This window comes from Nocardioides sp., assembly GCF_047607365.1.
Classification (GTDB): Bacteria; Actinomycetota; Actinomycetes; order Propionibacteriales; family Nocardioidaceae; genus Nocardioides.
Genome location: NZ_JASGDD010000027.1, coordinates 1 through 15002 on the forward strand (window position 1 = coordinate 1; position 15002 = coordinate 15002).

A 15002-nucleotide genomic window follows, 5' to 3' on the forward strand; every position below is an offset into this window, starting at 1 on the left:
CGCACTCGACGCCCGCCTCGCGCAGCGCGTGCGCCGCGGCCAGGCCGGCGATGCCGGCGCCGACGACGATCACCCGCCCGGGCTCGCCGGGGACGGGCGGCGGGACCGACCCGTCGTCGTACGCGCGCAGCCGGGGGACGCTCACTGGCAGAGCCCCGCGTCCGCGAGCGCCTGGTTCTGCTCCTCGGTGCGGCCGTTGGCCTCCAGCGACGGCGACGGTGACGACGACGGCGACGGCGACGAGGAGCCCGAGGACGGCGGGGACGAGGACGATGGCGTCGCGCTGGGGGTCGCCGAGGAGCTCTGCCCGGGCAGATGGTCGACGCCGATGGCGTCGGTGGTCAGGCTGGCGGGGAGGGCCTGGTCGTGCAGCAGCCGGCGCCACAGCACGTCGGCCTCGTCCGCGGTCCACACGACCCGACCGGAGTAGGCGGGGTTGCCCTTGAGCTCCGGGTCGACCGACGCGTAGTGCCACGGCACGGTGAGGAACTGGATCCCGCTGCTGCCGACGTCCTTGAACTGCAGCGCGAGCCCGACCAGGTCGGTGAGGTCCATGTCGAGGGTGAGCGACTTGGTGGCGGCGTTGAGGAAGCTGGTCACCTTCAGGGGGTTGGCGAGGGTGTCGGCCGAGAGCACCCGGCCGACCATCGCGGCGATGAGGGCCTGCTGCCGCTTCACCCGGGCGAGGTCCGTGCCCTCGATCGCGCCGCCGCCGATCCCGTGGCGGACGCGGGCGTACGCCAACGCCTTCTTCCCGCTGTAGGTGTGGGTGCCCTTCGTGAAGGTCGTCTTCGTGTAGGAGTCGTAGAACGTCTCGGGAAGGCACACCTCGACGCCGCCGATGGCGTCGATCATGCTCACGAAGCTGGCGAAGTTCACCGTGACGTAGTGGTCGACGAAGATCCCGGTCGCCTGCTCGAACTGCTCGATCGTGCAGTTCTCCGTCCCGATCGCGTAGGCCGCGTTCCACATCTGGAGCGTCGCCGCCGGGTGGATCTCGGAGGGCTTGTCCTTGTCGCGGCACTTCGGTCGGTCCACGAGCGAGTCCCGCGGGATGGAGACGCCGTACGCACGCTTCCGGTCGGCCGAGAGGTGCAGCAGCATCGTGGTGTCCGAGCCGCCTCCGCCGGGGACGCCGTCGATGTCGCAGCCGTCGCAGTCGCGGCTGTCCGAGCCCATCACGAGGATGTTGAGCGCGCCCGTCGGGCCGGTGTCGACGGCCTTCGTGGGCCGCGGGCCGAGGGGGTCGATCGGCTTCTGGTTCAGGTTGCCGTTGAGATGGCGGTAGAAGTACGCCACCGACATCGCCGAGGTGAGCGCCAGGACCAGCAGCGTCGACAGCAGGACCCTCGCGACGGTGTGCCGCCGGTGCGCCCGGGCCCGGCGCTGCCCGCCACGAGTGGATCCGGAGCCGGCGTCGCCCTGGTCCTCGAGGTCGCTCACCGCGACATTGTCGGGCATGGAGACGCCCGCCGGCTGATCAGGGCTCGACTCGGAGGCTCCCGAACTCCACCTGGTCGCGCTGCTCCTTCGCGCGGTAGAGCAGCCGGTCGGCGGCATCCATGGCCTCGTTCGCGTCGACGGCCGTCGCGGCGTCGGCGACGTGGAGGACGCCGAAGCTCGCGGTGAAGGAGACCGGCTCGCCGTCGGGGAGGGTGAGGGGCGAGGTCCGCAGCTGCTCGCGCAGGCGCTCGGCCATGCTCTCCGCCAGGCCCGCGGACTGGCCGCTCGTGATCACCGCGAACTCCTCGCCGCCCAGGCGGATGACGGCGTCGTCGGCGCGCGACGCCTCCCGGACGACGTCGGCGACATGGCGCAGCGCCGCGTCGCCGACCGTGTGCCCGTGGCGGTCGTTGACCTGCTTGAAGTGGTCGAGGTCGAAGACGATCAGGGTGCGTGGACCGGCGCTCGCCCGCGAGGCCCATGCCGCATCGAGCGCCCGGCGGTTGGCCAGTCCGGTCAGCGGATCGGTCTCGGCGAGCTCGCTGAGCCGGTCGATCTGGATCAGCCGGCGCTCGTAGGCCACGGTGGCCGCGAGGACGGCGCCGGGCAGGATCACGGCCGCCAGCAGGCACGCGATCAGCGATCCGCGCTCCTGTGCCCGGTAGCCCGCCCGGTCGTCCTCGGCGATGGCCAGCATGGCGTCGCGGAAGGTGACGATGGCGCTCATCGTCGGGACGTACGTCGTGGCGAACTCGGTCGTCGTGATGCCGGCGGCACCCGCGCTCGCCGCCGTACGGACGGACTCGACGTAGTCGATGCCGTCACCGAAGTACGTCGAGTTGAGGCTGTCCCGCGCGCTCGCCGCGCCGGACTCGTCGGAGACCACCAGCGAGTCGAGCATGGCCTGGAGGAGCTGGACCCGGCCGAGGCTGATGTCGATCCTCGACTGGTCCTCGGCGGTGAGGGCCCGGTCGGTCGCCAGGGCCGGGGTGAAGCGCGAGCCGAGGAGTCCGGCCTCCTCGCGCAGCCTGCCCGCGAGGATTGCCGAGCGCAGCGGCGAGCTGGGGCTGGACTCGTGGCTCGGGATCGCGCTGAGCGCCTCGTCGGCGACGGTGAAGAACGTCGGCACGACCGCGACCATCCCCGCGATCGCCGACGAGAGCGCCTCCGTCGAGCGTCCTGAGCGGGGGAGGGCGAGCAGGTCGTCGATCGCTCCGCGGCCCTCGGCGAGACGCTCCCGGATCGTCTCCGCCCGGACAGCCGCGGCACGGGCGCCGGCGTCGTCATGCAGGCGCTCGATCGCCCGATCCAGAGCGTCGAGCCGGCGGTCGCTCGTGGCCCGGGCGGCCGCCAGCGCGGCGCTGGTGTCGCCGGGCAGCGGCAGGTCGGAGCCCAGGGCGCCGTTGGAGGGGCCACGCTCGGCGGAGGTCGCCTCGGCGGCGCGGAGCGAGGCCTCGAAGACCGTCAGCCACCGGTCGCTCGCAGCGGAGGCGCGCAGGTCGCGAGCCGCCTGCGCGGCGAGGAGGAGCGCCGGCGCGGCCAGCAGGAGCGCGACAAGGGCGGCGAGCCGCCGGGCCCGCCGCCGCGGAGAGGATCGGCCTGCACGCATACGGCTCCCTCGTCCGCGTGGTCAGCTGGTCGGGGTGACAGGATTTGAACCTGCGGCCTCTTCGTCCCGAACGAAGCGCGCTACCAAGCTGCGCCACACCCCGATGTGACTCCACCCCCGAGGAGGCGGCTCACAAGCACGGGAGCATAGCGGAGCCCGTTCACCCCTCCGTAATCGCGGTGTGCCGGTGAGGGCAGCGAGAGATCGACGACGACTCGTCGCGCTGCTGCCGAGCCTTCCGGCGATCGCGCTGGACGGGCCGAAGGCGGCGGGTCGGACCGAGACGCGCTGCGGGCCTCTTCACGCTCGACCGGCGCGCGCGGAGGGGGCGTCGTCGCTGATCCGGAGCCTGTTCTGGCGGAGGGTCGGCGGCATCGCGGTGGTGCCCCTCGCGCCCCTAGGACGCCTCCGTCGGCGTGAGGGTCAGCAGCGTCGCCTCGGGGCGGCAGGCCAGGCGCACGCGGAGCGTGGGGTTGGCGCCGAGGCCCGCGGAGACGTGCAGCCACGACGACCCCGGATCGCCCGGTGCGGAGTCGGCCGGGTGACGGCTCAGGCCTCGCGCGCGGGCGGCGTCGAGGTCGCAGTTCGTGGTCAGCGCGAGACTGTCGCCGCCCCCGCCGAGCAGGGGGACGCGGATCTGGCCGCCGTGGGTGTGGCCGGCCAGGATGGCGTCGTACCCGTCCCGGGCGAACTGGTCGAGCACCCGCAGGTAGGGGGCGTGCGTGACCGCGAGCCGTACGTCGGCGCCCGGGTCGGCCGGGCCAGCGACGTCGGCCAGGCGGTCGTAGGACAGGTGCGGGTCGTCGACGCCGGCGAAGGCGATCGCGAGGTCGCCGATCTTGAGCGAGCCGAACCCGTTGGTGAGGTCGAGCCAGCCGCCCCCGGTGAACCGGCGGGCCAGGTCGCGCCACGGCAGCGTGGGCGTGTGGGTCGCTCGCCGGCCGTCGTCGGGCAGGACGTAGCGCAGGGGATTGCGCAGCCCGGGCTCGAAGTAGTCGTTGGAGCCGAGCACGAACGCGCCCGGCACGTCGAGCAGTGGCCCGAGGGCCTCGACGAGCGGCCCCACCGCGTCGCGGTGGGCCAGGTTGTCGCCGGTGTTGACCACCAGGTCGGGGCGCAGCACCGCCAGCCCGGAGAGCCACTCGAGCTTGCGTGCCTGCGTCGGCACGAGATGAATGTCGGACAGGTGCAGCACCCGCACCGGGTCGGCGCCCGCGGGGAGGACGGGCAGCTCCACCTCGCGCAGGGTGTACTGCCGGGCCTCCCAGAGCGCGTAGCCGAGCACGCCGGCCCCGGCTGCCGCAGCCGCTGCCGTCGTACGCCCGATAAACCGTGCCGCTCCCATCCCCCCAGGCTGCCACAATGGCGGTCATGAGCAGCACGTTGAAGGGCACGCTTCGCACCGACCTCACCGCCGCGATGAAGGCCCGCGACGAGATCCGCTCCTCGACCCTGCGGATGGTGCTCGCCGCGATCACCAACGCGGAGGTCGCGGGCAAGCAGGCCGTGGAGCTGAGCGACGAGCAGATCGTCACGGTGCTGGCGAGCGAGGCGAAGAAGCGGCGCGAGGCGGCGGTGGCCTTCGCCGACGGCGGACGCGAGGAGAGCGCGGCCAAGGAGCTGGCCGAGGCGGCGGTCATCGCCGACTACCTCCCCGAGCAGCTCAGCCCCGCTGAGATCGAGGCGCTGGTCACCGAGACGATCGCCGAGCTCGGCGTCGCCGGCGACGGCATGCGCGCCATGGGCCGCGTGATGGGCGCGCTCCAGCCGAAGGTCAAGGGCCGTGCCGACGGCGGCGCCGTCTCCGCCGAGGTGAAGCGGCAGCTCGGCTAGACGGTCATCTAGCGGTCCCTCTTCCGCTTCTTCTTGCCCTTCTTGCCCTTGCTGACGGCCGGCTGGGACGTGATCTTGATCTTGTCCTTGAGCAGGTCCGGCGTGGCGGTCTTCATCGACTCGGGGATCGGGGTGAAGTCCTCGACGGTCAGCGAGCCCTGGATGGGGTGCATGGCGTCGGCCCACATCGGGCCGGCCAGCTGCGAGCCCGAGACGTCGAAGCCGGACGAGCCGTGGATCGTCTGGCTTCCGAGCGAGATCGGGCTGCCCTGCTGGTTGGCGCCGGCGATCATCGCGGCGGTCGCGATCTGCGGGGTGTAGCCCATGTACCAGACCGCCTTCCCCGAGGTCGTGGTCCCGGTCTTGCCGGCACTGGGGATCGCGGTGCCGTCGGCGGTGGTCAGGCCGGTCCCGCCGAGGTCGTAGCCGAAGCCGCCGGGCTCCTGGAGACCGCGGAGGACCTCGTTGACGCCGTCGGCGACCTCCTCGGAGAGGACCTGCTTGCAGGAGGAGTCATAGGTCTTGATCACGTTGCCGGCCGAGTCGTCGATCTCGGTCACCGGGCGGGCGTCGCAGTAGAGGCCGCGGGCGGCGAAGGTGGCGTACGCGCCGGCCATCTCCAGCGGGCTGACGTCGACGACGCCGAGGGTGAACGACGGCAGCCGCTCCACCTTGGGAGCGGTGAGGTAGAGGCCCATCGACTTGGCCAGGTTGAACGGGTCGCACACGCCGGTGACCTGCAGCAGCTGGGCGTAGAAGGTGTTCACCGAGAGCCGGGTGCCGGTGTAGAGCGTGTACGGACCCGCGCTGGTCGTCGTGGAGTTCTTGACCGGCCACTCGCCGGTGTACGCGGGAGCGCCCTTGCAGTTGGCGTACGCCGTCATGGGGAAGGTCATCGGCGTCGGCGCGCTGATCGCCGTGTCGAGTCCGATGCCGTTGCGGATCGCGACCGCGAGGGTGAACGCCTTAAAGGTCGATCCCGCCTGGAAGCCGTTGGCGTCGCCGAACTCCTTGGGCACCGTGTAGTTGAGGTAGGTCTCGCCCTTCTTCTTGCTGCTCCCCATCGGTCGCGACTGCGAGAGCGCGAGCACGTTGCCGGTCCCCGGCTCGATCTCGGCGATCGCGCCGATGGCCTGGTCGGTGGCGTAGACGTGATCGGCGGTCGCGGTGTCGGCGGCCTTCTGGTTGTCCAGCTTGAGCGTGGTCTTGATGGTGAGGCCGCCCGAGTAGAGCAGCTTCTTGCGGTCCTCGACCGTCTCGCCGAGCGAGGGGTCGGCGAGCAGCCGGTTGATGACGTAGTCGCAGAAGAACGGCGCGGTCGAGTTCACGCAGCCGTTCTGGGCCTGCTTCACGTGGAGACCGAGCGGCTCGGCCTTCGCGGCGTCGGCGTCGGCGGTGGTGATGACGTTGAGCTGCGCCATCCGGTCGAGGACGACGTTGCGCCGGGCCACGGCGCGATCGGGGGAGTTCGTGGGGTCGTAGCCCGTGGGGTTCTTCACCAGGCCGGCCAGCGTCGCGGCCTGGGTGAGCGTCAGCTTGTCGCTGTTGACGTTGAAGTAGTGCTTCGCCGCCGCCTGGACGCCGAACGCGCCGTCGCCGAAGTACGCCGCGTTGAGGTAGCGCTCGAGGATCCAGTCCTTGGTGTGCTCCTGCTCGAGCGCGATCGCGTAGCGCAGCTCCTTGATCTTGCGGGCGTAGGTCTCCTCGGTCGCGGCCTTGACCGCCGCCTCGTCGCCCGAGGCCCGCGCCTGCTGCTGCAGGGTCAGCTTGACCAGCTGCTGGGTGATCGACGAGCCGCCCTGGACGACGCCGTTGTTGGCCTGGTTGGTGACCAGCGCCCGCAGCGTGCCCTTCAGGTCCAGCGCGCCGTGCTGGTAGAAGCGGTAGTCCTCGATCGACACGATCGCCTGGACCATCGTGCGGCTGATCTTCGAGAGCGGGCGGGTGATCCGGTTCTCGTCGTACAGCGTCGTGATGGTCTTGCCGGTGGCGTCGACGATCTTCGAGCGCTGGGCGAGCTCCTCGGTGTCGAGGGCGGTCGGGAGGTTGGTCGTGCTGCGGGCGAGGTTGCGCGCGCCGATGCCGGCGACGCCCGCGAACGGGATCGCGAGCAGCGCGACGACGACCCCCAGGACCACGGCGACGGCCATCATCACGAGCAGCCGGGTCAGGACGAGGTCGCGATATTCACGGTGACGCTGGGCAGGCCTCGACATGCGCGCAAGGGTACGGGACCCGGCTGTGGTGGTCCGGCTGGGCTAGTCACAAATGACTACCCAACTTGGGTCAAACGGGACTGTCACCGAGTGACATACCGAGATTACGTTTCTCAGCACGGGTTAAGCCTCCAACGTCGTCGTGGGGACCACGAGGGAGGCTCTGTTCAAGGGACACGTCAATGTGGGTTGAAGACTGGGCGCCTCGCGCTGCGTGCCGGAGCACGCAACCAGATCAACTGTTCGTCAAGGGAGCCGAGCAGAACAAGGCCAAGCAGGTGTGCGGCAGCTGCCCGGTCCAGGCCGAGTGCCTGGCCGAAGCGCTCGACAACCAGATCGAGTGGGGCGTCTGGGGCGGCATGACCGAGCGGGAGCGTCGCGCGCTGCTGCGTCGCAAGCCCGACGCCTCCTGGCGCGCGGTCCTCGAGACCGCCCGCAAGACCGCCACGACCGCGACGGCCGTCGTCCCGGTCCAGGCCTGAGAGCGCGTTCGAGAACTCGCTCTGAGCGACCGCGCTCCCGGGTTCGCCGACCGGCCTCCCAGGGCGCTCGACGGGTCGGTCAGGGGGTCGTGGTCAGGAGGTCGCCGACCTCGCGCAGTCCGTCGAGGTCGTGCACGTCGCCGGCCAGGGCCGGCACGACGGCCACCGGCACCCGCGGGTGCGCCGCGCTGAAGCGCTCGGTGAGCTGGGTCTCGCGCTGCACCCGCACGGCCCGGTCGAAGCGCAGCCGCAGCAGGCCGGCGGTCACCGAGCCCGGCTGCTGTTCCTCCAGGTGCTCCGCCCCGGCGAGCGCCGAGGCCCGGCTCAGCTCGCCGGCCGGCGGGATGGTGGCCCGATTGACGATGAGCCCGGCCAGCGGCATCCGGTCGCCGTTGAGCCGCTCCACGAAGTACGCCGCCTCGCGCAGCGCGTCGGGCTCCGGCGCCGCGACGACGAGGAACGCCGTTCCCGGCGCCTTGAGCAGGGCATAGGTCTTCTGGGCGCGCTGGCGGAAGCCGCCGAAGACCGTGTCGATCGCGGCGACGAAGGTCTGCAGGTCGGTCAGGAACTGCCCACCGAGGATCTTCGACAGCGCGCCGGTGATCAGCCCGACGCCGGCGCTCATAATCCGCGCCGGGCCCCTGGCCGGCAGCACCAGCATCTTGATGAAGCGCCCGTCGAGGAAGCTGCTCAGCCGGTCGGGCGCGTCGAGGAAGTCCAGCGCGTTCCTGCTGGGGGGCGTGTCCACCACGATGAGGTCGTAGTCGCCCTTGCTGTCGAGCTGGCCGAGCTTCTCCATCGCCATGTACTCCTGCGTCCCCGCGAACGAGCTCGACAGCGCGATGTAGAAGGGGTTCGACAGGATCGCCTTCGCCTTCTCGGGCGTCGCCTGCGACAGCACGACCTCGTCGAAGGTCGACTTCATGTCCAGCATCATGGCGTCGAGGGATCCGTCGCCCGAGACGCCGCCGACCGGGCGCGGGGTGTTGTCGAGCTGGTCGATGCCCATCGACTGCGCCAGGCGCCGCGCCGGGTCGATGGTCAGGACGACCACCGTGCGGCCGCGCTCGGCGGCGCGCAGCGCCAGCGCCGCACTGGTCGTGGTCTTGCCGACGCCACCGGATCCGCAGCAGACGATGATCCGGGTCGACGGATCGTCGATCAGCCGGTCCAGGTCGAGCACGGGCGCGGCGGAGGGACGGTGGGCTAGCGGGCCCACGCGCAGTCGGGTCCGGGTGCTCATGCCGTGTCCTCTCCGCACGAGCGCTGCGGTGCCTCACTCCGGCACACCTCGCTCCGCTTCGGCGTGCCTCCGTGGGGGCTCCTCGCACTCATGCCGTCGACCTCCCGGTCAGGCCCTGCTCGGTCAGCAGGGCGGCCAGCTCGTAGAGACCGCCGAGGTCCATGCCGCCGGCCAGGCGCGGCAGCTCGCACGACGGTACGCCGAGGCCGGCGACCTTCGCTCGCTGCGCGTCCTCCAGGGCACGCCGCTCGGCGTGGTCGGCGGCGTCGGCGATCAGGCCGTCGATCAGGGTGTCGTCGGCGGCGATCCCGACGCGCCCGAGGTCGGTGGCGATCTGCGCGCGATCGAGGGTGCCGGCGAGGGCGTGCGCGAGCTCCTCGTCGTCGAGGTCGCGCGGCCGGGCGAGGTTGACGATCACGTGGCCGAACGGCAGCCGCGCCGTGCGCAGCTCCTCGATCCCGTCCGCGGTCTCCTGGACCGGCATCTCCTCGAGCAGCGTCACGAGATGGACCCTGGTGCGGGGGGAGCGGAAGAGCGTCATCATCGTGTCGGCCTGGTTCTTGATCGGGCCCACCTTCGCCAGGCCCGCCACCTGGTCGCTCACGTTGAGGAACTGCGTGATCCGGCCCGTCGGAGGCGCGTCGAGCACGACGGCGTCGTACCTCCTCGCCCCCTTGTTGCGGCTGTTGCGCTCCACGGCCTCGAAGACCTTGCCGGTGAGGAGCACGTCGCGCACCCCGGGCGCGACGGTCGTCGCGAACTCGATGACGCCGAAGCGGTCCAGCGCTCGCCCGGCGCGACCGAGCTTGTAGTACATCGCGAGGTACTCCAGCAGCGCCGACTCCGCGTCGATGTGGAGCGCGTAGACGCTCCCGGGGGCGGCGCCGTCGACGGTGAGCCCGGTCGCGACCCGGGTCTCGGCGTAGGGCAGCGGATCGACGTCGAACATCCGCGCGATGCCCTGGCGGCCCTCGACCTCGCAGAGGAGCACGCTCTTGCCCTCGCTCGCGAGCGCCAGCGCGAGCGCGGCCGCCACGGTCGACTTGCCGGTGCCGCCCTTGCCGCTGACGACGTGCAGCCGCACCGCCTCATCGCTCATGGGCTGGACTGTAGTGGCAACCGTCACACCCCCGCCGCAGTCTAGGGTGGGTTCATGACCACGTGGGAGTACCAGGTCGCCCCGATCCTCAATCACGTCGCGGGGCAGATCCTCAACAACTTCGGCCAGGACGGCTGGGAGCTCGTCACCATCCTCAACACCGATGCGGGCAACGGCGCCGTGAACCAGGTCGGCTACTTCAAGCGGCCGGTCGAGGCATGAGCGCGAGGAGCCCCCGCGGAGGTACGCCGAGCGCCAGCGAGGTGTGCCGGAGCGAGGCACCGCAGTGCTCATGCGAAAGGGGCACGGCATGAGCCTCGTCGAGTCGCGTCTGGCCGAGCTCGGGCTCACCGTCCCCGAGGTGGTGCCGCCGGTGGCGGCGTACGTTCCGGCGACTCGCGCGGGCTCCTTCGTCTACACATCGGGCCAGATCCCGATGCGCGACGGCGCCCCGGTCGCCCTCGGCAAGGTCGGCGCCGAGGTCTCGCCCGAGCTGGCGACCGAGGCGGCCCGGCAGTGCGCGCTCAACGCCATCGCGGCGGTCAAGGGCCTGATCGGCGACCTCGACCTGGTGAAGCAGGTCGTCAAGGCCGTCGTCTTCGTCGCCTCCGATCCCTCCTTCACCGGGCAGCCCGCCGTCGCCAACGGCGCGTCGGAGCTGCTCGCCGCGGCCTTCGACGGCCCGCACGCCCGCTCGGCCGTCGGCGTCGCCGTGCTGCCGCTGGACGTGCCGGTCGAGGTCGAGATCGTCGTCGAGCTCTGAGTACGTGTTCACGAAGGGGTGGCCGTCGCGAGCGGTGGGTGCTGGGGCGGCGCGCAGCAGGCCGGACCTTCGTGAGCACGTACTGAGCCCGGTCCCGGAATGACGAGCGTGGTCGAGCCCCGGGACGCGGCCACCGTGCTGCTCCTGCGGCCCGCGCCCGGTGCCGCGGACGAGGCGTTCGAGGTGTTCGTCATGGTCCGCCGCACGTCGATGGCGTTCGCGGGCGGACTGGTCGCCTTCCCCGGCGGCGGGGCGGTGCCGGGGGAGTCGCCGCGGGCCAACGCGGTGCGCGAGCTCGCCGAGGAGACCGGCGTCGTCCTCGATCCGGCGGCGCTGGGAGCGTGGGACGCGTGGACGACGCCCGAGGTGATGCCGAGGCGCTACCGGACGTGGTTCTTCGCCGCGCTGCTGCCGACCGGGCAGGAGGCGCGCGAGCTGTCCACCGAGTCCTCCGCGGTCGCCTGGATCGCGCCGGGCGAGGCGCTCGACCGGGTCGATGCCGGCGAGTGGGACATGATGCCGCCGACGTACGCGGCGCTGCTGCGGCTCGTCACCTATCCGACGGCGGAGGCCGTCATGGAGGCGACCGTCGACGCCGAGGTCGAGATGTTCCTGCCCACGTGGACGGAGACGGGGCCGCGGCTGCCGGCGTGGGCGCAGGAGCTCGCGGCGGCGCGGCCCGGGGCGAGGTGGCTGTGACGACCGAGCCCTGGGCCGGCGGCGCGTACGGCGTCCACGAGTGCGTCCTCGCGCCCAATGCCGGGATCATGACCCTCGACGGGACCAACACCTGGATCCTCCGCTCGGGCGAGCGCTCGATCGTGATCGACCCGGGGCCGCTGGACTCCGCTCACCTGGAGACCGTCGCCGCGCGGGCCGGGGACGTCGCCGAGGTGCTCCTCACCCACCACCACCTCGACCACTCCGAGGGCGCGCTGGCCCTCGCCGAGCGGGTGGGCGCTCCCGTGAGAGCGCTCGATCCCTCGCTGGTGCTCGGCGCCGAAGGGCTGCGGGCCGGGGACGTGGTCGCGCTGGACTCGGCGCTCGAGGTCCACGTGGTGGCGACGCCCGGCCACACCGCGGACTCGTTGTCCTTCTGGGTGCCGTCGGCCTCCGCCGTCCTCACGGGCGACACCGTCCTCGGCCGCGGCACCACCGTTGTCGCCCACCCGGACGGCTCGCTGGGCGCCTACCTCTCCTCGCTCGACCGGCTGCGCTCGCTGGCCGAGGCACATTCCGTGGCGTGGGTCTGGCCAGGTCACGGGCCGGCGATCGCCGATGCGCTCGCGGTGCTGGACTACTACGTCGGGCACCGGCGGGAGCGGCTCGAGCAGGTCGCGACCGCCCTCGCGCTGCTGCCCGACGACGTCCTCCCCGACGACGTGCCGCGGGCCGTCGTCGAGATCGTCTACGCCGACGTCGACCCGGTCCTATGGGGCGCCGCGGAGCTCTCCGTCCGCGCCCAGCTCGCCTACCTCGCCGAATAGGGCCTCCCCTCCTGCCGAGTGGGGCCTCGGGGCTGGCCGAGTAGGGCCTCCCCTCCCGCCGAGTAGGGCCTTGGGGCTGGCCGAGTGGGGGCTGCGGTCCCTCGAGCGCCTCGTGAGTGAGGTGCCGCAACGTCCCGTCCGTCTCACGACGAGCCACCCGGCGTACCGGATGTCGGCTCGCGGAGGCGTCCTCCACAGACGTGATCTCGAGACGCTCGCCGACGTGGGCGTCGGGAGAGCCTGTCGGCATGACCACACCTGACCTGCCTGACCAGCCCGCGACCACCGCCGACCTGACCCGCGCCGGATGGAAGCGCAACGACATCCGGGATGCCTGCGGCACGGGCGTCCTCCGGCGTGTGGTGCGCGGTGTGTACGTACCCGTCGGTCTCGAGGACACTCTCGACCTGCGTGCTCGATCCATCGCCAAGGTGGTGGGACCGAGCCACGTGCTGATCGACCGCTCCGCCGCGTGGTTGCACGGGGTGTCGACGTTGACCTTGGCCGAGACCGAGACGCTGGCGCCGATCGAGACGGCAGCCCTGCGCGGCAGGAACCCGACCGACCGACGCGATGTCGTCGGGCGGTCGCGAGATCTCGGCGTCGACGACGTCATGGTCGTCGCGGGCGTCCGGGTGACGACGCCGTTGCGCACGGCGCTGGATCTCGGTTGCGAGCTCCGCCGCCGCGAGGCCATGGCCGGCATGAACGATCTGGCGCGGCTCCACCGGTTCACGTCGCTGGACCTGGCAGCGGAGCTGCCCCGCTTCAAGGGGCGCCGTGGGGTGGTTCAGCTCAAGGACCTGGTGCCGCTGGTCCGTCACGTCATGGAGTCGCCGCGCGAGTCATGGACCTGGCTCGCGATCGCTGACGCGGGCCTCCCGCTCCCCGAGTGCCAGCTCTGGGTCGACGTCGACGGCGTGCCGACCTACCGCCTCGACTTCGGCTATCCGGTGCAGAAGGTCGCGGTGGAGTACGACGGGGTGGCCGCGCATCTGGCGGCTCCCGAGCAGCGCCGGCACGACGAGGAGCGCCGCCGTAGGCTCCAGCTTCTCGGCTGGACGGTGATCGTCGTACGGAGCGGCGACTTCACGGGGCGATCACTGGATCGCTGGCTGGACGAGCTGCGGGCGGCACTCCGAGGCGGCTACTCACCGCTGCGCTTCGCCCCCACTCGGCGTGAGGCGAGCCCCTACTCGGCGTGAGGGGAGGCCCCACTCGGGGTGAGGGGAGGCCCCAGTCGGCGGTCAGCGGGCCCGGCGGGTCATCCGCTCCACGTCGAGGATGACCACCGAGCGCGGCTCGAGGCGCAGCCAGCCGCGGGAGACGAAGTCGGCCAGCGCCTTGTTGACGGTCTCGCGGGAGGCGCCGACCAGCTGGGCGAGCTCCTCCTGGGTGAGGTCGTGGTGGACGTGGACACCGTCGTCGGCGGTGCGGCCGAAGCGCTCCGCGAGGTCGAGCAGCGCCTTGGCCACGCGGCCGGGCACGTCGGAGAAGACGAGGTCGGCGACCACGTCGTTGGCCTTGCGCAGCCGGCCGGCGAGCTGGGCCAGCAGGCCCGAGGCGATCTCGGCGCGGCCCTCGAGCCAGGTCAGGAGGTCCTCGTGCGACAGAGAGGCGAACGTCGAGTCGGTAACCGCCGTGACGGTGGCCGAGCGCGGGCCCGGGTCGAAGAGCGACAGCTCGCCGAACATCTGCCCGGGGCCGAGGATCGCCAGGAGGTTCTCCCGGCCGTCGGAGGAGGTGCGGCCGAGCTTCACCTTGCCGTCGATGACGACGTAGAGCTTGTCGCCGGTGTCGCCCTCGTGGAACAGCACCTCGCCGCGGCGCAGCTTGGTCTCGGCGAGCGACGAGAGCAGCGCCGTCGCCGCCTCGTCGTCCAGCGCACTGAAGAGCGGTGCCTGACGCAGCACGTCGTTGTCCACCGACGACCTCCCGGATCTGGTGACGCCCCACACAGGGCATGTGACCTGAATCCTAGCCGTAGGCTTGCCGCGTGCGCAGGACGGAGGAGACGAGAACCGGCCTCGTCCGTCGCGCGAGGCGTATCGACCGGATCCTGGCGGCCACGTACCCCGACGCCAAGGCCGAGCTCGACTTCGACAACCCCTTCGAGTGTCTGGTCGTCACGGTGCTGAGCGCGCAGACCACCGACAAGCGGGTCAACGCCGTCCGGCCGAGGCTCTTCGCCGCCTACCCCGACGCCCGCGCCATGGCGGCGGCCGACCGCGCGGTTCTCGAGCAGATCGTCGGACCGCTCGGCTTCTTCCGTGCCAAGTCCGACGCGCTGCTCAAGCTGAGTGCCGCCCTCGTCCTCGAGTACGGCGGCGAGGTGCCGCCCGACCTCGACGCGCTCGTCCGCCTCCCCGGCGTGGGCCGCAAGACCGCCAACGTCGTGCTCGGCAACGCCTTCGGGATGCCCGGCATCACGGTCGACACCCACTTCGGCCGGCTCTCGCGACGCCTCGGCTTCACGACCGAGACCGACCCGGTCAAGGTCGAGCACGCGGTCGGCGAGCTCTTCCCGAAGCGCGACTGGACGATGCTGTCGCACCACCTGATCTGGCACGGCCGCCGCTGCTGTCACGCCAAGAAGCCCGCCTGCGGGGCGTGCCCCGTGGCGCGCCTGTGCCCGAGCTTCGGCGAGGGTCCGACCGATCCCGAGGTTGCCGCGAAGCTGCTGCGCACCGAAGGCCCGAACTAGGGTGTGTCTCTCAATTCGGCCGGCGCCCCGACGGCGCCGCATCCCGACCGGCTTCGTTGTCGACGCTCAGCGCAGCCCGCTGCGCTTTCGCGCCTCCGCCTCGCCGGATCGGGCGCGGCGCCG

15 protein-coding genes and 1 tRNA gene are annotated in these 15002 nt (G+C 71.9%); 8 read left to right on the plus strand and 8 right to left on the minus strand.

All coding sequences use genetic code 11. From position 1 onward, the window contains the following. Positions 1-141: 141 nt before the first annotated feature. The 4 genes from QM572_RS02280 to QM572_RS02295 all read right to left on the minus strand — a co-directional run bounded on the left by QM572_RS02280 (position 142) and on the right by QM572_RS02295 (position 4397). Positions 142-1443 (minus strand): LCP family protein, encoded by a 1302-nt coding sequence (locus QM572_RS02280; protein ID WP_415089591.1) that lies wholly within the window; start codon positions 1441-1443, stop codon positions 142-144. A 37-nt stretch (positions 1444-1480) separates the two neighbouring features. Then, complete coding sequence (locus tag QM572_RS02285) at positions 1481-3052, minus strand: GGDEF domain-containing protein (RefSeq protein WP_415089593.1); 1572 nt, start codon at positions 3050-3052, stop codon at positions 1481-1483. A 26-nt stretch (positions 3053-3078) separates the two neighbouring features. After that, a tRNA-Pro gene (locus QM572_RS02290) sits at positions 3079-3155 on the minus strand. A 294-nt stretch (positions 3156-3449) separates the two neighbouring features. Continuing rightward, positions 3450-4397: a metallophosphoesterase gene (locus QM572_RS02295; protein WP_415089595.1), complete on the minus strand. Its 948-nt coding sequence runs from the start codon at positions 4395-4397 to the stop codon at positions 3450-3452. 26 nt (positions 4398-4423) lie between these two features. Between QM572_RS02295 and QM572_RS02300 the strand changes: the two genes are divergently transcribed. Next, a complete protein-coding gene (locus QM572_RS02300) occupies positions 4424-4885 on the plus strand; it encodes a GatB/YqeY domain-containing protein (protein WP_415089597.1) in 462 nt (153 codons plus the stop codon). 8 nt (positions 4886-4893) lie between these two features. Here QM572_RS02300 and QM572_RS02305 read toward each other — a convergent pair whose 3' ends face one another. Next, positions 4894-7101: a transglycosylase domain-containing protein gene (locus QM572_RS02305; protein WP_415089599.1), complete on the minus strand. Its 2208-nt coding sequence runs from the start codon at positions 7099-7101 to the stop codon at positions 4894-4896. 182 nt (positions 7102-7283) lie between these two features. On the opposite strand from QM572_RS02305, the gene QM572_RS02310 reads away from it, so the two are divergent. Further along, the gene (locus tag QM572_RS02310; RefSeq protein ID WP_415089601.1) at positions 7284-7583 is read left to right on the plus strand and encodes a WhiB family transcriptional regulator; all 300 of its coding nucleotides are present in this window, start codon (positions 7284-7286) and stop codon (positions 7581-7583) included. Positions 7584-7662: 79 nt separating this feature from the next. Here QM572_RS02310 and QM572_RS02315 read toward each other — a convergent pair whose 3' ends face one another. Beyond that, positions 7663-8826: an ArsA family ATPase gene (locus QM572_RS02315; protein ID WP_415089603.1), complete on the minus strand. Its 1164-nt coding sequence runs from the start codon at positions 8824-8826 to the stop codon at positions 7663-7665. 88 nt (positions 8827-8914) lie between these two features. Beyond that, on the minus strand, positions 8915-9925 hold the full coding sequence (locus QM572_RS02320) for an ArsA-related P-loop ATPase (RefSeq protein ID WP_415089605.1): 1011 nt from the start codon (positions 9923-9925) through the stop codon (positions 8915-8917). Positions 9926-9979: 54 nt separating this feature from the next. Between QM572_RS02320 and QM572_RS02325 the strand changes: the two genes are divergently transcribed. From QM572_RS02325 to QM572_RS02345, 5 genes are all read left to right on the plus strand, one after another. After that, a complete protein-coding gene (locus QM572_RS02325) occupies positions 9980-10147 on the plus strand; it encodes a hypothetical protein (RefSeq protein WP_415089607.1) in 168 nt (55 codons plus the stop codon). Positions 10148-10235: 88 nt separating this feature from the next. After that, positions 10236-10688: a RidA family protein gene (locus QM572_RS02330; protein WP_415089609.1), complete on the plus strand. Its 453-nt coding sequence runs from the start codon at positions 10236-10238 to the stop codon at positions 10686-10688. A gap of 108 nt (positions 10689-10796) precedes the next feature. Beyond that, positions 10797-11387 (plus strand): NUDIX hydrolase, encoded by a 591-nt coding sequence (locus QM572_RS02335; RefSeq protein ID WP_415089611.1) that lies wholly within the window; start codon positions 10797-10799, stop codon positions 11385-11387. Next, a complete protein-coding gene (locus tag QM572_RS02340) occupies positions 11384-12175 on the plus strand; it encodes an MBL fold metallo-hydrolase (protein ID WP_415089613.1) in 792 nt (263 codons plus the stop codon). Before QM572_RS02335 ends, QM572_RS02340 begins: the two co-directional genes overlap by 4 nt. 248 nt (positions 12176-12423) lie before the next feature. Continuing rightward, entirely contained in the window at positions 12424-13380 is a 957-nt protein-coding gene (locus QM572_RS02345; protein WP_415089615.1) for a hypothetical protein, read from the plus strand. Between the two features lie 42 nt (positions 13381-13422). On the opposite strand, the gene QM572_RS02350 is transcribed toward QM572_RS02345, so the two are convergent. Continuing rightward, complete coding sequence (locus tag QM572_RS02350; RefSeq protein ID WP_415089617.1) at positions 13423-14100, minus strand: Crp/Fnr family transcriptional regulator; 678 nt, start codon at positions 14098-14100, stop codon at positions 13423-13425. Between the two features lie 71 nt (positions 14101-14171). Between QM572_RS02350 and nth the strand changes: the two genes are divergently transcribed. Further along, positions 14172-14879: an endonuclease III gene (nth, locus tag QM572_RS02355; RefSeq protein WP_415089619.1), complete on the plus strand. Its 708-nt coding sequence runs from the start codon at positions 14172-14174 to the stop codon at positions 14877-14879. Positions 14880-15002: the final 123 nt, after the last annotated feature.